General features: G+C 69.5%; 16 protein-coding genes and 1 pseudogene. 7 read left to right on the top strand and 10 right to left on the bottom strand.

The features are described from left to right. Positions 1-27: 27 nt before the first annotated feature. Positions 28-1407 (bottom strand): MFS transporter, encoded by a 1380-nt coding sequence (locus tag FK529_RS02725; protein ID WP_146559317.1) that lies wholly within the window; start codon positions 1405-1407, stop codon positions 28-30. A 194-nt stretch (positions 1408-1601) separates the two neighbouring features. Here FK529_RS02725 and FK529_RS02720 point away from each other — a divergent pair, with 194 nt between their 5' ends. After that, complete coding sequence (locus FK529_RS02720; RefSeq protein ID WP_146559315.1) at positions 1602-2345, top strand: sulfite exporter TauE/SafE family protein; 744 nt, start codon at positions 1602-1604, stop codon at positions 2343-2345. Positions 2346-2371: 26 nt separating this feature from the next. Here FK529_RS02720 and FK529_RS02715 read toward each other — a convergent pair whose 3' ends face one another. The 3 genes from FK529_RS02715 to FK529_RS19945 form a co-directional block, all read right to left on the bottom strand. Then, on the bottom strand, positions 2372-3838 hold the full coding sequence (locus FK529_RS02715; protein ID WP_146559312.1) for a flavin-containing monooxygenase: 1467 nt from the start codon (positions 3836-3838) through the stop codon (positions 2372-2374). Next, positions 3835-4752, bottom strand: coding sequence for a patatin-like phospholipase family protein (locus tag FK529_RS02710; protein ID WP_146559310.1), 918 nt, complete (start codon positions 4750-4752; stop codon positions 3835-3837). Before FK529_RS02710 ends, FK529_RS02715 begins: the two co-directional genes overlap by 4 nt. A 135-nt stretch (positions 4753-4887) precedes the next feature. Then, the gene (locus FK529_RS19945; RefSeq protein WP_158635029.1) at positions 4888-5031 is read right to left on the bottom strand and encodes a hypothetical protein; all 144 of its coding nucleotides are present in this window, start codon (positions 5029-5031) and stop codon (positions 4888-4890) included. Between the two features lie 274 nt (positions 5032-5305). Between FK529_RS19945 and FK529_RS02705 the strand changes: the two genes are divergently transcribed. Together FK529_RS02705 and FK529_RS02700 are read left to right on the top strand one after the other, a co-directional pair. Then, the gene (locus FK529_RS02705; protein ID WP_146559308.1) at positions 5306-5524 is read left to right on the top strand and encodes a hypothetical protein; all 219 of its coding nucleotides are present in this window, start codon (positions 5306-5308) and stop codon (positions 5522-5524) included. Positions 5525-5631: 107 nt separating this feature from the next. Continuing rightward, positions 5632-6933 carry a lipase family protein gene (locus tag FK529_RS02700; RefSeq protein ID WP_146559307.1) on the top strand — a complete coding sequence of 434 codons (1302 nt, stop codon included), beginning with the start codon at positions 5632-5634 and terminating at the stop codon, positions 6931-6933. A 9-nt stretch (positions 6934-6942) separates the two neighbouring features. Here the strand turns inward: FK529_RS02700 and FK529_RS02695 are convergent, their stop codons facing one another. From FK529_RS02695 to FK529_RS02685, 4 genes and pseudogenes are all read right to left on the bottom strand, one after another. After that, the gene (locus FK529_RS02695; protein WP_146559305.1) at positions 6943-8154 is read right to left on the bottom strand and encodes an HNH endonuclease; all 1212 of its coding nucleotides are present in this window, start codon (positions 8152-8154) and stop codon (positions 6943-6945) included. Between the two features lie 48 nt (positions 8155-8202). After that, positions 8203-8601 carry a hypothetical protein gene (locus tag FK529_RS20455; protein WP_231702886.1) on the bottom strand — a complete coding sequence of 133 codons (399 nt, stop codon included), beginning with the start codon at positions 8599-8601 and terminating at the stop codon, positions 8203-8205. Between the two features lie 156 nt (positions 8602-8757). Further along, a pseudogene (locus FK529_RS20790) lies at positions 8758-8985 on the bottom strand (NAD(P)-binding domain-containing protein); the annotation flags it as partial. Then, complete coding sequence (locus FK529_RS02685; RefSeq protein WP_146559303.1) at positions 8982-9959, bottom strand: threonine ammonia-lyase; 978 nt, start codon at positions 9957-9959, stop codon at positions 8982-8984. The pseudogene FK529_RS20790 and the gene FK529_RS02685, both read right to left, overlap by 4 nt. Positions 9960-10027: 68 nt before the next feature. Here FK529_RS02685 and FK529_RS02680 point away from each other — a divergent pair, with 68 nt between their 5' ends. Beyond that, positions 10028-10510 (top strand): Lrp/AsnC family transcriptional regulator, encoded by a 483-nt coding sequence (locus FK529_RS02680; RefSeq protein ID WP_146559301.1) that lies wholly within the window; start codon positions 10028-10030, stop codon positions 10508-10510. 9 nt (positions 10511-10519) lie between these two features. Here FK529_RS02680 and FK529_RS02675 read toward each other — a convergent pair whose 3' ends face one another. Beyond that, on the bottom strand, positions 10520-11944 hold the full coding sequence (locus FK529_RS02675) for a hypothetical protein (RefSeq protein WP_146559299.1): 1425 nt from the start codon (positions 11942-11944) through the stop codon (positions 10520-10522). Positions 11945-12123: 179 nt separating this feature from the next. Between FK529_RS02675 and FK529_RS02670 the strand changes: the two genes are divergently transcribed. Genes FK529_RS02670 through FK529_RS02660 form a run of 3 tightly spaced genes read left to right on the top strand, consistent with a single transcriptional unit; the run spans position 12124 to position 15180 of the window. After that, positions 12124-12582: a hypothetical protein gene (locus tag FK529_RS02670; protein ID WP_146559297.1), complete on the top strand. Its 459-nt coding sequence runs from the start codon at positions 12124-12126 to the stop codon at positions 12580-12582. Between the two features lie 32 nt (positions 12583-12614). Further along, positions 12615-13337: a hypothetical protein gene (locus tag FK529_RS02665; protein ID WP_146559295.1), complete on the top strand. Its 723-nt coding sequence runs from the start codon at positions 12615-12617 to the stop codon at positions 13335-13337. A gap of 10 nt (positions 13338-13347) precedes the next feature. After that, positions 13348-15180 (top strand): cytochrome c oxidase assembly protein, encoded by a 1833-nt coding sequence (locus FK529_RS02660; RefSeq protein ID WP_146559293.1) that lies wholly within the window; start codon positions 13348-13350, stop codon positions 15178-15180. A gap of 4 nt (positions 15181-15184) precedes the next feature. Here FK529_RS02660 and opgC read toward each other — a convergent pair whose 3' ends face one another. Beyond that, positions 15185-16339 carry an OpgC domain-containing protein gene (gene opgC, locus FK529_RS02655; RefSeq protein ID WP_146559290.1) on the bottom strand — a complete coding sequence of 385 codons (1155 nt, stop codon included), beginning with the start codon at positions 16337-16339 and terminating at the stop codon, positions 15185-15187. Between the last annotated feature and the right edge of the window lie 69 nt (positions 16340-16408).

The raw sequence follows: 16408 nt of genomic DNA, 5'->3' as shown, positions 1-16408 counted from the left end.
CCTCCGGATGGATGCGGGTGCTGCGGGTCAGGGGGTCTTCGTGAGCGTATTGCCGGAAGGCGAGGCAGCGCGTTCGGTGCCGACCGCCGCGAGATCGACTGTCCGCGTCTCCCGCGCGATGGTCGCGGCGATCAAGGAGATCAGGCCCATGACGGCGAGATATGCGGCAATGGCGTATCCCGATCCGAACCACCGGTAGAGAGCGACCGCCAGTAGCGGCGCCACCGAGCCCGCGACCACCGACGCCAGGTTGTAGGCGAGCGAGACTGCCGAGTAACGGATCTCGGTGGGGAAGAGCTCCGAGAAGAAGGCGCCGATCACTGCGCTGTACGCGGCGAAGATCAGCATGCCGCCGCAGACCGCGATGATCACGTTCGTCGGGTTCTTCGTATCGAGCAGGAAGAAGAAGACGAAGGCCCAGACGATGGTCGCGGCGGAAGCGGCGAGGTAGATGGGTCGGCGCCCGATCCGGTCCGCCAGGATCGCGATCGCCGGGATGGTCACGATCGCGATCACCATGCCGAACATGACGGCGTTGAGAGCCACGGACTTGTCCACGCCCAGCATGTCCGGATTGCTCACGTAGGTGATCACGAACAGCGCGAAGAGGTAGAACCCGGCGTTCTCGCCGAACCGCGTAGCAGCGGCCAGCAGGATGGTGCGCCAATGGCCGGTGATCGCCTCCTTGAGAGGCGCGCGCCGTGCGCCGTGCGCCTCACCGGAGGCTTCTTGCGCCTGCTTGTAGAGCGGGGTCTCGGTGACGAACAGCCGCAGGACCAGGCCGATGATGACCAAGACGGCGGACAGTGCGAACGCGATCCGCCAGCCCCACGAGAGGAAGGCGTCCTCGCTCATGGTCGCGCCGAGTACGGCCATGACCGCAGCGGCCATGAGATTGCCCAGCGGCGGGCCGAGGTTCGGCCACGCGGACCAGAACGCCCGGTTCTCGACGCCGCCGTGCTCCGAGACCAGGAGCACCGCTCCGCCCCATTCGCCGCCGAGGGCGAATCCCTGCACCAGCCGGAGCAGCACCAGAGCGATGGGCGCCAGGATGCCGATCGAGCCGTAGCTGGGGATCAGTGCGATGAGGAAGGTCGAGACGCCCATGAGCATGAGGCTCGCGATCAGCGTGGAGCGACGCCCCTTGACGTCGCCGAGGTGCCCGAGCACGGCCGCGCCCAGCGGTCGAGCGAGGAAGCCGACGGCGTACGTGGCGAAGGCCAGCATGACGCCGACGAGCGGATCGCTGTTGGGGAAGAAGACCTTGTCGAAGACAAGGCCCGCTGCGGTGCCGTAGAGGAAGAAGTCGTACCACTCCACAGCGGTTCCGGCGAGGCTCGAGCCGGCGACGACGGGCAGGCTCTCACCCGCCTTACGTTTGCTACCGTTTTCTACGGCATTCGCCATTGTTCGGCTCCCAGGTCGAGGTGATGGTGGTGCTGTTTCGCCGGCCGGGACGGTTGTTGCCGCAACTGTTCCGGCCGGACCTCGAAGGTGTGATGCAGGGCACCTGTCGGGGTGTACCAGTTGTATACAACCTGCGTACAAAGCGCAAGGGCTAGAGTGTTCTCGCAGGTGAGGCGTGAGAACTAGGGGGGCGGATGACGGTGCTGACGCTCGCGGCAATGGTGTTCATCGGGTTCGCCGCCGGACTGATCGGCTACATCACCGGATTGGCGTCACTCGTCTCCTACCCGGCGTTGCTGGCGATGGGGCTGTCCCCGGTATCCGCAAACGTCACGAACACTGTCGCCATGGTCGCTGTGGGCGGTGGCTCGATCGCCTCGTCGGCGTCGGAACTGCGGAAGAACCCCGCCCAGATGCGTTCCCTGGCCGTCCTCGCGATCGCAGGCGGGCTGGTCGGCTCGGCCCTGCTTCTGCTGGCGCCGGGCAGCACGTTCGAGAACGTCGTCCCCGTCCTGATCGCCGTCGCGGCGGTCGCCATCCTGCTGCAGCCACGCCTCCGGGAGCTGCCCGACGTGGCACGGCTCGCGAGGTTCTACCCTGCGGGCGTCTTCTTGGTCGCGGTGTACGGCGGCTACTTCGGGGCGGGCGCGGGCGTGATGATCCTGGCGCTCACGTTGCTGGCCACATCGGAGCCGCTGTGGCGCGCCGCGATGCTCAAGAGTTATGTCCTGGGCCTCGCCAACCTGGTGGCCGCCGTGGGGTTCGCGGTATTCGGCCCAGTGCACTGGCCGGCGGCGATCGCGATGGCGATCGGCGGCTTCGCCGGCGGCTGGTGCGGCCCGCCGGTCGTGGCGCGGATCGACGCCGGGAAGCTCCGGGCGGTGGTGGCGATCTGCGGCCTCGGCCTCGCGGCGTGGCTCGCCCGCGTGTGGTTCTGACGTTCGGCCTCGGGCCGCCGGGACCGTCAGGTGGCGTCGGCGGACCGTCGGACGTGGAAGTCCGCGTCGTCGGGTGTCGCGAGCATGCGCACCATGGTCCTGCGGTCGAAGGGCCACAGGTCGATCGATCCGCCCTCGGTGACGTACCAGGAGCTGCAGCCCGTGTTCCACACCGTCGGCCCCATCGCCTCGGCCACCTGTCGGTTGAAGTCCGCGGTGGCCTCCTCGGTGACCTCCACCTCTGCGATCTCGCCGCGGCGGAACCGGTCGAGCCACTGCGCGATGTACTTCGCCGTGAGCTCGGCGGAGAACTGGAGAGAGATCGAGCCCGTCGGGGAGTTCGGGCCGAGGACGGTGAACAGGTTGGGGAAGCCGGGGATCGCCGTCATGCGGTAGGCGCGCGGCCCGTCGGCCCAGGCGTGGTCGAGCGTGATCCCGTTGCGGCCCGTCACCCTCATGGGCCGCATGTAGTCGTGCGCGCGAAAGCCGGTGGCCAGCACCAGGAGATCGGCCTCGTGCAGCGTGCCGTCGGCGGTCCGCACCCCCGTCGGCTCGATCCGCTCGATGCCGCTGGTGACCAGGGAGGCGTTGCGCGCCTTGAGTGCCGTGTAGTAGGTGCCGGAGATGACCTGCCGCTTGCACAGCGGCTCGTCGTCGGGCGTGAGATCCTCCCGCATCGGCGACCGGACCTGGGCGCGGAGCGACAGCCGGGCGTAGGCCTGCACAGCACGCCGCCGCCAGGTCGGCTTCGTCACGACGTCGGCGAGGATGCCCGAGGCCCGGAGCAGGAGCCGATGAACCAGGTCGAGGAGCCCCGGCACGCGTTCGAACAAGGCTGTGACGGCGCGGAATTGGGGGATCCGCATGGGCGCCCACAGGACCCACTGCGGCGAGCGGACGAAGTGGGTGAGGTGCTCCGCGGTCGGCTGCAGCGCCGAGACCACCTGCACGCCGGTCGATCCGGTGCCGATGACCGCGATCTTCCTCCCGTCCGTGCGCAGGGAGTCGTCCCAGCGGGCCGTATGGACGACGTCGCCGTCGAAGTCGGCGAGGCCTTCGATGTCGGGGATCGCGGGGTTGTGCAGGACACCGGTGGCGCAGACGATGACGTCGGCGGTCATCGCCTCGCCGGTGCTCAGGGTGAGGGTCCAGGTGGCGGAGGCGTCGTCGAACTCGGCGGCGAGGACCTCGGTGTTGCAGCGGATCCGGTCCCGCAGTCCGAGCTGCTCGACGACGTCGCGGTGGTACCGCTGGATCTGGGGGCCGGTCGCCCAGACCTTCTCCCAGTCGGCTTTGGGGGCGAAAGCGAACTGGTAGATCTGCGAGGGAACGTCGCAGGTGAGGCCGGGGTAGTGGTTCCAGAACCAGACGCCACCCACGTCGGCGCCCTTCTCCAGGACCACCCAGTCGGTGTAACCCCGCTCCTGCAGGACGTGCGCGGTCGAGATGCCGGCGACGCCGGCACCGATGACGACGACGCGCGGCTCGGTCATCGCGCCTCCTCGAGCCCGCGTCGGACGGCGAGTGGGGCGGTGCGTTGCGCGGCCGCGAAGGCCTCCGCGCGCTGGCCCCGGGCCATGAAGTTCGCGCCCAGGCCGGCGAGGTCGGCATCGTCGGGCGCGACGACAGTCACTTTCTGGCCCCGGGCCCGCGCGACGGCGACCTCGTTCCAGAAGACCCGGGACATGGGCCGGCGCAGCGCGGCGTACTCGAGCAGGCCGCCCAGGCCGGGACCGCGGACGCCGGGTGCGGAGGCCATGGAGACCACGGCGACGATCTCGTCGGCGTCCTTCGGGCCGACGAGGTCGAGCGAGGCGGTCGACGCGGCACCGCCGTCGACGTAGGTGCGGCCGTCGATCTCGACGGGCGGCATCCACGCGGGGATCGCCCATGAGGCGCGGAGCGCTTCTCCGGCAGTGGCTTTCGGCGCCCCGAGTGCGCCGAACGCGACGCGTTCGCCGGTGGCGGTCTCATAGGCGACGAGGCGGGCCTTGGGCGGTACCGGCGCTCCGGGGCCGACGGCGGCGTCAGCCAGTTCCTGCAGCCAGGTCGCGTCGCCGCGGCCGCGCGGGGCGACACCGGTGAGTGGGGCGTGCCCGCCGCGGCGGGTCCACAGGGTCGACGGGTCCGTCGGCAGCGAGAACGGGATCCGCGGAAGCGGCGCCGGTGTCGCGGCCAGGTGATGCCGCAGGACCGGCGACTCCGCGCGGCCCTCCTGCATGGCGACGAGGTCGGCGACGGAGAACGATTGAAGGGCGGTGATGATCTCCGAGCCGGCGGAGGTGCCCTGGAGCACGTCGAAGTCGCGGACATCGGTGCCGAGCTGCTCCTCGAGCGCTGCCAGCGCGGCGATGGTCCAGGCGCCGCCGATGGTGCCGCCGCAGCCGAGGACGAGTGCGCGGGTCACCGGGCGGCCTCCGCGCGCATACCGTTGAGGCCGTAGAGGGGCATGGTGGATCCTTCCGATCTACTGCGACGGACAGTATCCGAATACTCGAGCGCTTCTGTGCTCTGTGCCGCGAGGTGCTGGAGGTCAGCCGGCTCAGAGGACGACGAGGGCCTCGCGGTCCACCGCGACGGCGCGGCCGTCGTCGAGCTTGACCGAGACGGCCTCCTCGTCGGCGCTGAGCACGGTGCCGAAGCCGAGCACCTCGTTGCGCAGTTGCACGCGGTCGCCAGGGGTCACGACATACACCTCAATCCGTTATTAAGCGAACTGAAGAGTAGCGGTTGCGGTGGCCGGGGAGGTCGGATTCACGGGATGTTCACCCGGTGTGCGCGCAGTGAGGGGGAACCGCCCGCGAGCCCGGCGACACCGCCGCGATCCATCGTATTCGTAACGGTGCGACTGTTAAGTTACGGCTATGACTCCCGGGACGTGCGCTGGGTGCGGTGGCCCACTGCGAAACATCACACGGTCCGACCGCCGCTACCACGACGCTGCCTGCAGGATGCGTGCGATGAGGGCGCGCCAGCGGGAGGCGCGGCCCCCGGAACGCCGCAAACCCATCAGCCAGGAGATCACCAACACCGAGCGGGAACTGCGGCGTGCCGTCGACAAGCTCGAAGCTCTCGCAGCCGACGACCGGTTCGCCCGCGCCGCGGGTTCGGACGGCGCGATCACCCGCCTGGCTGAGCTGAGCCGGCGACTGTCGGCGGTCACGCGCGGGGGCGCGTGAGGGTGTAGATCCTGCCCGAAGCCCGTGAGCATCCACCGGACAAAATCTTCAGATCTGTCCCAACTGTGTGTACAGTCGCTGCGAACGCCCGATCAGGAGGACGCGACATGACGGCTGTGCAGAACCGCACGGAGCTCGCCGAGCAGTGGCCCGCACCCGCGGAGCCGCAGATGGTGGGTATCGACCCGTTCTTCGACGCCCCGTCGGGCTTCGAGGACGCTCCCGAGGGCACGGTGCTGCGGTACCGCGACGTGAGTGTCGGCTTCCTCGGCCGGGTGAAGCAGAAGGTGCGCGCGATCCAGCTGCTGTACCGCACCGTCAACATGCACGGGGTCCCCGAGGTCACCGTCACCACCGTGATCAGCCCGCTGCGCGGCGCGAAGCCCGGTGCGCCGCTGGTCTCCTACCAGTGCGCGATCGACTCGCTACACCCCAAGACCTTCCCCTCGTACGTGCTACAGCACGGCGTCAAGTGCGACGACGCCTCGTTCCCGCAGATCGAATACCTCTTCATCGCCGCGGCCGTGGCCAAGGGCTGGACCGTCTCGGTGCCCGACCACGGCGGGCAGAGCGGTCGCTGGGGCATTCCCCGCGAGCCCGGCTACATGGTGCTCGACGGGCTCCGGGCAGCGCTCGCGCACGAGCCGCTCGGCCTCGCCGCGGACACGCGCCTCGGCGTCTGGGGCTACTCGGGCGGCGGCCTCGCCACGTCCTGGGCGGCCGAGATCGCCCCTTCGTACGCCCCCGAACTGAACCTGATCGCCGGGGCCGTGGGCGCGCCCGTCTCAGACCCGGGCAATGTCTTCGTCCACCTCAACAACACCCTGTTCACGGGCCTGCCGACGCTGGTGATCGCGGCGCTGGCCCGCGAGTACCCGACGCTGCGCGAAGTCCTCGCCGAGCATGTCGACGATAAGGGACGCAAGCTCTTCTACGAGGACGCCCTCGATTGGTCGCCCGAGCGGGCCATCCGCAAGATGGCGCACAAGGACTTCGGCTACTACTGCTCCGATCTGCCTTTCGACGAGGTAGCCCGCCTACCGAAGTTGCTGGAGATCTTCGACGACATCCGTCCCGGCCAGTCCGCGCCCACGGTGCCCATGCTGGTTGTGCAGTCCACCAAGGACCAGATCTCTCCGGTCTCCGACGCGGAGGCCCATGTCGGGCGGTACGTCTCCGGCGGCACGCACGTCGAGTACCTCACCGACCAGTGGAGCGATCACTTCTCGATGCACTTCCTCTCCGCGCCGCTGCTGCTCGGCTGGCTCGCCGACCGGCTCGAGGGCAAGCCCGTCGCCGCCGCCGGCCACCGGCACAAGCGCACCATCATGGCCTCGCCGCGACAGGTCGGGCGCACCTTGCGGCTCGTCGGCACCCTCGCTCGCGTGGGGACCGCCCGCCGGATCTAGCTCAGCTCGTCACGCCGCCTGTCCTGGAGCTGTGGATCGGTGGTGGTGTCCGCTCGGTGTTCGGGTGTCGACGGTGTGCCGTCCGCTCGGGTCGTCGATGACTGCGCTGTGCCAGCCGGTGGCTTCCTTGGCGTAGTTGCACGCCGCGCACAGGCCCTGCCCGTTCGCGAACTCTGTCTGTCCGCCGTGCGCGTGTGGGGTGATGTGATCGGTGTGCGCGATGGGTGCGTCGCAGTACGGGGTGCGGCAGTACCGGTCCCGTGCTCGGATCATCTCCGCCAGCCCGGGCGGGAAGCACCGCTGCCGCGAGTCCATCGCACCCGATTCGGGTGCTGTGTAGAGGCGTTTGATCCACGCGACGCCTGCAGCGGTGGCCTTCCCGATGAGGTTGCGGGCGATCTCCGCCGGCACCGTCCCGCCGCCGTCGAGGTGCGCGGTGCCGGGCCGGTCACCGAGGAGGACTGTCGCGGGGATTGTCAGGTTCACCAGCACCGGCTGGCCTTGGGCAGCGGTCCTGCCGGTGAGGCGGGCGAAGGCGGTGTCGGCCATGACCTGGCCGCGGGTGCGCAGGTCTCCGGCGACTCCGATCAGGGTGTCGGCGTGCCTGCGCAGTGCCGCGTAGACGCCGACGCCCTGCGCGACCGGCAGCAGCAGCGACACCCGCGCCATGCCCTCGGGCAGCGGGCGGATGGTCACGGTGCGGTCCTTCTCCGCGGAGGCGTCCCGATCGACGGTGCCCCGCCCGTCCAGCGCGTACGCCACCTGCTTCACCCGCGCGGCGAGCTGCTTGAGCCCCATCCCCGCCAACGTCGCCGGGTCGGAGCACAACTGCTCATCCGCGCGGTGTCGGTCCGGCACGTCCAGATGCGACAGGCCGGAGACGATCACCGGAACAGCCTCCGGGGAGAGGTCACCCTCGCGCAGCCGGGTAAGGTTGTGCGGCAGGTTCTTCTCCAACTCCACCGCCCGCGCCAGGAATTTCGCGCCCGTGTGCGGTGGCAGGTGCAACGCCAGCCCGACCTCCGCGGCGACGCCCTGCTGCCACCGGTCCTGCGGCAACCCGGCGGCGATCCGCTCGCACACCCGCTCCCGCAGCAACGCCACCGCCAGCCGGTACTGCTCGAACACCGTCCGGCACCGCCGCTGTTCCATCGAACGCAACTGCTCGGCGACGTCACCATCGGGTGGCCGATCATCGTTTACGACAACCTGTTCGTTCATAGCCCAAGGCTACGTCGACCCACTGACAAGTTTTCGAGAATGCAACTGTTACTCGAGATCAGAACCAGGGCTGCTGACCCGCGCGAGGATGTGGTCGAGGGACGTGTGAAGGGATGCCCGGCTCCGGGCATCGAACCACAGCTCCCGGAAACGCTCGTTGATTCCGCCGGCCGTCTCGTGCGCGCCGACGAGGGTGGCGAGGTCCGCGCCCTCCGCGGCCACGGCGTCGCCGACCCCGGAGTAGACGCCGCGCACGTACTCTTCGGCGGCCCGGCGCTCCCATCCGTGCTGTGCCAGCCAATCCGTGATGGCACGCAGGTAGGCGAAGTGGGTCGAGATCGTCGCCGTGACTGCGGAGAGCGCGCTGAACCGGGCTTCGGTGTCCGCCACGGTCACCTGCCCCAGCGGAGCGAAGAGTCGCTCGACGGCGTCCGACGCGGGAAACACGGACGTGACCCCAGCCAGCCGACGCACAGCGGGCAGCGGAATGACCCGAACTATCTCGGCCGCCGGCACGAGTGTGCGGAGCTCGTCGTGGCGGAGCCCCGCGACAGCGCTGATGACCAACCGGTCCCTGGGTATGTGGAGGTCATCGAGAACGGTTCGCGCCGCAGCGGGCGGGACGGCCAGGAGGACCGTTTCGACCGCATCGACGACGTGCTGATTGTCGTGCGCGACTACAACGTTGGAGAACCGTTCCGCGAGGCGCCGAGACGCCGCCCGGCTGCGCGGTGACAGGTGGATCTCCGGGGGGTGTGGCGCGGTGGAGAGGCCCGTGACGATCGCTTCGCCCAGTTCGCCGACTCCGATGAGGCCGACGCGCGTGATCATCGGACGCCGGCTGTCGTGCCAATATGGACGTGGCGGTTCGCGCCGGTGATGATCGTGGCGAGGCGCTCGCCCCGCACCCGACCGGATGCGATGGCGGCGATGCCAGCCGCGCCCGCCGGCTCGACGTTCTGTGCCAGCCGTTCCGCGACCAGGTTCATCGCACCCCGAATCTCGTCGTCGGTGACGAGGACGATGTCGTCGACGAGCCGGAGAATCCTCGCCAGAGCGGCCTTGTGCGGCTTCGGAATCGCGATGCCCTCGGCGAAGGTCGTTCCGAGCGGGACCTCGACCGGTTCCCCCTGGAGCCGGCTCCTGTACATCGCCGGAGCCCCGGCGGGGTTGATGCCGATGACCTTCGTCTCCGGGGAATGGGCGCGCATCCAGACAGCGATGCCGCTGATCAGGCTACCGTCACCCACCGGAACGATCACAGCGTCGAACGGGCCGCTCCGGTCCAGCTCCATCGCGATGGTGCCTGCGCCCTCGGCGATCGCCGGATCGACTCCGTCCACGATGAGCCTCGCGCCGTCGCGCTCCAGTGCTTCCCTGGCCCGTCGCCGCGCGCTGGAGAGGCCGCCGTCGACCTCGACAACCTCGCCGCCGAACGCTCGAATCCTCGCGAGCTTCACCGGATTCAGACCACGCGGAGCGAACACTGTGGCTCGTGCTCGGGACGATTCTGCTGCGTACGCCACTGCTTGTCCGAAGTTTCCGCTCGATGCGCATACCACGTGATCGCCCGCTGTCAGGTCGCGGAGAGCGAAGCTGACGCCGCGGCCTTTGAACGAGCGGAGCGGGTTCATCGTCTCGATTTTGACGGTGACGCGCTGGCCGAGATCGCGATTGAGCAGACGTTCTTCGTACTGCGGGGAGTTCCGGAACTCTTGGGGGATATGGCGGATCGCCTCGTCTGTGTGGGCGACGGACAGATCAAGGCCGGCTGGGAGCTCGGCGTTCGCGGGTTCGATGGGCATGGCTCGACCGTAGGCGGCGCGACGGTCATCGCGATTGCGACTTTTGCGCCTACGCGCAAAAATATTGCGTGCCCACCACATCGCTACGCCTCGATGAGATCGACGTCCGACTCATCGACGCTCTCCAGATCGACGCCGACAGGACCCTGCGCGACCTCGGCGAGGAGGTGGGCCTGTCACCGAGTGCGGTCCAGCGCCGTGTCCAGAAGTACAAGCGGGACGGCTTGATCCGCACGGTGGCGCAGATCGTTCCCGAGCGCGCCCCGGCACTGACCCAGGCGCTCGTCTTCCTCGCGCTGACGACCGAGACGCCGGAGACGCACCGTCGACTAACGGACGCCCTGCGCGCCCACCCGCTGATCCGGGAGTGCCTGCTCCTCGCGGGCGAGTGGGACTACGTGGTCGTGGTCTCCGCCGCAAGCGTGCAGGAGCTCCGTGACGTCTGCACCGCTCTGTTCAAGGCGGACGGGAACATTCGCCGGTACGACACGATGTTCATCCTCGACACCGTCGTCGCCGGAGCGCGGATACCCGCCGAGTACCTGACGTAGCGACGACGGTCAGCGCGCCGCCGTCGTGGTGGTTGTCGTCGCCGCGGGCTTGGACGTGGTCGTGCGTTTCTTCGTAGTCGTCGTGGTCGTCTTCGGCGCGGTCGTCGTGGTCTTCGTCGCCGACCGTGTCGTCGTCTTCGCCGTGGTCGTCGCCGTGGTCGGTTCCGTCGTCGTGCGCTTCGTGCTCGACGGCTTCTCCGAGGTCGTCGTGGTCGTCGTGCGGTCGGTGGTCCGCGTCGTGGTCGCGGCCCCGGTCCCGTCGGAGTCGGTGGTCTTCGTCGTCGAGGTGGCGTCCGCGCTCTTGTCGGTCGTGGTCGTCTTCTTCGCCGTGGTGGTCGTGGTGGTGGTCGCCGCCGCGCGGGTGCGGCTCGTCGCGACGCGCACGTCGACGTCCTCGCCCAACGCACGCACCACATCGGCGCGGGTGCCGTTGTAGACGCTGGCGCCGGCGATGGCCCGGGCGGAGGGGACGAGCACCGTCCTATCCCGATTGGGACTCCACTCGCCGTCCCCACCCGGGAGGGCGGTGACGACCTCGGCCCGGCCCGACGTGGGAACGGCCGCGAGGACCGTGCCCGGGTAGACGGGCGGTGGGGTGTAGCGGCCCGTCGGCGTGACGTCGTAGGCGAGCCACGGCGCGACGACCCGCGCCTGGTCCCGGGCGGCGACGGGCCGGCCGGGCGTGACCGCCCATACCGGGACGTAGGGGTCGTCGCGGAATCGCGGGTTGGGGCGGGCGTGCGGGTTCTGCGGGACGTTCAGGCCGATCGAGACGGACACGATCGGCTGCGGACGCGGCCGGCTCCAGTCGCGCGGGTACACCCACATGACCGGGACGTCGGCGCGGAACGTCGGCTCGTACCAAGGCTTGGGCCAGGTCGGGCGCTCCCACGGCTTCGGCTGGCCGGGGTACCAGGGACGAACGCCGAGTTGGCGGCCGTACACGGTCCAGCAGGTCTGCGACTGCACCTCGGCGCCCGCGACCCAATCGTTCCACCGGCCGGTCTCGCAGATCTGTCGGTAGACGGTGATCTGGTACGGGGTGTAGTTCCACGGGCGCGTGTTCACGGGGCGGGTGAGCTGCGGCGGCGGGGGCGCGACCTCCTGCTCCGCGACGGGCAGCCCGGGAACGGGAGGGGCCTTCGGGTAGAAGACGGTGGTCCCGTCGTCCGAGCTCGCGGTGATTGTGCCCTGCTCGAGCCCGGCGTTCGCGACGGCCTGTGCGGCGACGGGGTCGCCGACCATCGTGACGCCCTTCTCGGGAACGGGCACGCCGTCGGTCTGGAAGGCGCCCGGGTTCGACGTGAAGTCGTCGCCGGTGACCTGGCTGAAGGCGACGGAGCTGTCCTGCTGGTCGTCGCTCGACCCGCACGCGGTGAGGGCGGTCGCAGTGAGGAGGGCAGCGGTCAGCGCGCCCACGTGCTTCGCGTTCATGACGGACCCGTTCCGCTCGGTCGGCGTGCTGAAGCGCTGGTTTCGTAACGCCGATTACCTGGGCACAGTCGATCACGACGGCCGGGGACGGTCAAGCGACGAGGGTTGCCCGACGTGGCCGCGCACACAGGCTCGTCGAGGATTCTGCTCACCGCGTAATCCCAGGTAGGATGACGCGCGTGACGCACAAGCACGCGGAGAACACCGAGAAGATGTCGCGCACCACCCGGATCTGGGGCTGGGTCGGCGCGGCCGTCGCTCTGGCCACGTCGCTGGTGCACCTGCCGATGCTCGGCGAGAACAGCTGGGTGGTCTCGTTGATCGTCGCCGCGATGCTGATCGGTTGCGCGCATTGCTCCGTGTGCCTGTTCCGCAACCCGACGGTCAGCGCCTGGGTGCGGACCGCGGCCATGGGCGCCATCATGATCGCGCTGCACCCGGTGCTCATGTCGGCGATGAATGCGGGAATGGCCGGCATGGACCACTCGATGCCCGGCATGGACATGGGCGCGATGGGGCACTCGATGAGCGCGATGCAACCCTGGATGACCTTGATGATCGTCTTCGCCGCGGCGGAGATCGTGGTGGCCGTGGCCGCCCTGAGCCGAATGGCGCTGCGCAACCGCATCGCGCGGTAACGCCCGACAGCCAAGAACAGATAGAGGAATCGATGAACGCGAAGACTGACCTCAAGCGAGCGGGCCTCCGTCGCGCCGCCACCCTCACCGCCGCGACCTCGCTGGTCGTCGGCCTCACCGGTGGGGTCGCCGTCGCCGACCCCGACACCACGTCGAAGCCCACCGCCTCGGCGGCGGAGCTGCTGCTCAACTCGAGCGACTTCCCGGGCGGCTACATCGTCGTGCCCTCGCCGCAGCAGCGACTGGCCAACGAGCTCGGTGCCGATCCGCTGACGCTCGCGAACTCGGCGAAGGTCACCCCGCCGGAGTGCAAGAACGTCCTCGCCGCCGCCGGCGGCGGCCAGGGGAACGGTGACACCGTCGCCGGCGTGCACGACCAGGACCGCAAGAGCCTGAGTGAGACGCTGATCGCCAAGGACTCCGACGTCGACACCCTCAAGGTCGGCCTGCTCAAGCTGTGCTCCGACGTGACCATCGAGACCAACGATCCGCGGGGCGGCGCCATCAAGGTGCGCGCCATCACCAAGGAGGTCTCCTCGGACACGCAGAAGGCGACCTTCGAGATCGCCCTCGACGGCACCCGCACCAAGGGCACTGATTCCTTCCCGATCCACCAGAAGGTCCTCGTCGGTGTGGCCTCGCTGCGCGGCTACACCGTCGCGGTGCAGGCCACCAAGCTCGGCGGCGACCCGGACCGCGGCGAGTTCGACGGCTTCTTCGACAAGTCCGTGAAGAAGATCAAGGACGCGAAGTAACTTGTCGACGGTGGCGCAGGAGACCGACGCCGCCGCGATGACCGAAGGATCCCCGGGCGCACCGCGCTCGGGCGGCATCGCGGCGCTCGTCGTCGGATCCCTCGCCGCCGTCGCGGTCGTGATCTGGCTCGTCGCCAGCGAGGGCGCGTTGCGATACCTCGTCAACGGCAACGCCTACCCGGGCGCGCTCACCGCGTACGGCGCCGCCGTCGGCCGGGTCGTCGGAACCGTCGCCGCCGCCCTGACCTTCGGTGCCGTGGCCTACGCGGTCTTCCGGACCAAGGCCCTCGATACGGGCGAGCTGGGCCTGCGCGGCTACCTCACGCAGCTGCAGGCCCGACGGTACGCCGCCGTCTGGGCCGTCGTCTCGCTCCCGATGATCTTCCTGGCGGCCGCGGAGAGCGCCGCCCAGAACCTCGTCGATACGTACCGCGTCGGCGGTCTCGGCATCCTCATCTCGGCGTCCGACACGGCCAAGGGCTGGATCGTCTCGCTGGTGTGCGCCGTGATCGTGTACGCGGCGCTGCGCACCGCGATGACCTGGATGGCGCACCTGTGGATGCTGCTGCCCGCCGTCGTCGGCCTGCTCGCCACGATCGTCACCGCCAACGAGGCGCAGAACTGGAACCACGACTACACGACTGCAGCGCTGATCACCCTCGGCGTGGTCGCGGCGCTGTGGCTCGGGGGCCTGTGGTCGGCGGTGCGGCTCCCGGCGCGGCCGGAGCGCCGCTGGATCGGTCCGCTGTACGCGGGTGTCGCGCTGCTCAACGGGGCGGTCATCGCCGTCGTCATGGCGCCGGGTTCCGACCTGTGGGTCACCTGGTACGGCCTGCTGCTGCTCGCCACCGGCGGGCTCCTGCTCGCCGCGGGCGCGGCGCACTGGCTGCGTGCCCTGCCGGTCGCGGGGGCCCTGCTGACCGCAGCGTTCGGCACCGCGATCGCGGCGTCCGAGCTGACGCCGCCGCCCTTCCTGCGCAGCCGCCCGACGGTGGGGGAGAACTTCCTCGGCTACAACCTGCCGGATCCGCCGAGCGCGATGGCCTTCCTCGGGAACTGGCGTCCCGACCTGAACCTCGCGCCGTTCGCGATCGCCCTCGCCGTCGGCTACCTGATCCTGGTGCGGCGCACGACGAACTGGCCCTGGTACCGGAGCGTCTTCTTCGTGCTGGGATGCGCCTTCCTGCTCACCCTGACCAGTTCCGGGCTGCGCACCTACTCCAACGCGATGTTCAGCGTGCACATGGTGGTGCACATGCTGATGACCTCGATCGTGCCGGTCTTCCTGCTGCTGGGCGCCCCGATCACGCTGCTGCGCGACACCCTGACCGGGGCGCCCGCGCGCTGGCTGGCGACGGTGCTCGACTCGCGCTCGTTCGCCGTCCTGATGCGGCCCGTCGTGCAACTCGGCCTGTTCGCAGCCGTGCTCTTCGGCCTCTACTTCACCCCGCTCTTCGACGCCATCGGCCGGTACCACTGGGGTCACCTGGCGATCTACTCCGCGCTGCTGTTCACCGGCTTCCTGTTCTACTGGCGCGTCTTCCAGATCGACCCGGTGCCGGGCGAGCTGCCCTTCATCGGCCGAATCGGCATGCTGCTGGCGATGATGCCGATCACCATGGTCTTCGCGCTCATCGTGATGACGATGGACGGGCTCATCGGCTCGCGCCTGTACCTGTACCTCGATTTCCCGTGGATGACGGATCTGCACCGCGACCAGTTCGTCGGCGGCGTCGTCGCGTGGGCCACCGACGAGGCTGCGATCGCGCTGGTCACCCTCGGCCTGGTGCTGCACTGGGCCTGGCGCAATCGCGACGAGGACACCGAGCCCGAGTTGCTCTGACGCCCTATCCGACCGCGTCGCGCGACGCCGGCGACGGCTCGTCACCCGTGCTCGCGAGCGGAGCGGGAGCGGGCGCCGTCTTCCGGAACCGGGCCGGTCGCTGGTGCAGCTTCGACCACCCGGACCACTTCCGGAACTCCGCCCAGGCCCAGCACGCCGCGAGCACGGCCAGCGTCACCAGCGTCGCGCGCGCCGGCCCCCACGGCTGGATCAGGACGATCGGGATCGTGATGAGGAGAACGGACTGCAGGACGTAGGAATCGAGCGATCGCGTCCCGACCATCACGAACGGATGCGCGGCGCGCTGGAACCAGCCGTAGTGCAGGAGCAGCGTGATCACGGCGAGTACCGCCGGCAGAACGACCCACGCGGCGACGATCCGCGCCGGCCCGAAGTCGATCTTCGCACCGAGGAACTCGTCCGCGGCGCGCCCGGTCACGGCGCGCCCGGCGACGAACGCCGCGGCCGTGCCGGCCAGGAGCACCAGCAGTACGCGGGGGCTCCGCAGACGCGCGTCAATGCTCCAGTCCTGCCACTTCCAGCCGATGACCAGGGCGGGGACGAACAGAGCCTGCCACGCTGCCCAGTTCGCCGTGGCCCCGGCCGGGCTCGCGTTCGGCAGCATGAACCAGGCCGGCGGCGCCAGGATCGCCCAGACGTACAGGCCGACGGACACGGCGATGATCGGCGCCCACAGGTTCCGGCGGAGAAGTGGGATGAGGACCAGTGCGCCGCACATCAGGACGAAGTAGAGGACGAGGATCTCGCCACCCGCGGGCAGGTACCGCATGGCGAAGACCTGGAGGAGAGGGTGCTCCGTCTCCCCGATCGGGGAGAGTCCCAGCTGCCGCGCCGGAGGCAGGGCGTAGGAGATGAGCGCGGCGACCGCGCACAGGAACACCTGGCAGAGGTAGATGACCGCGATCCTGCGGACGAGGCGCTCACGGGAGGTCGAGAAGCCGTTGTCCCGGTCCACCCAGCGCCGATGCACTACGCCGAGAATGAGTCCCGATAACAGGACGAACGCCGACGCACCGTCGAAGTACGGGATCATGTGGGTCGGCCACGCGAGGATGCTGCCTTCAGCGAAGTGCCCGGTGACCATACTGAACACTGCGAGCCCGCGAGCAGCGTCGACAGCGGTGAGACGTTGTGGCATTGCAAAATTGTAAATGACCGCAGCGGAGCGCGCCGAGTCCGCGTGGGCGGTGACTGCAGCGGGCTTCTC

The sequence above is a fragment of the Tsukamurella asaccharolytica genome, assembly GCF_007858435.1.
In the GTDB taxonomy this organism is placed as follows: Bacteria; Actinomycetota; Actinomycetes; order Mycobacteriales; family Mycobacteriaceae; genus Tsukamurella; species Tsukamurella asaccharolytica.
Note: the sequence above shows the minus strand (reverse complement) of the source record. Positions and strands in the feature narration are given on the sequence as shown.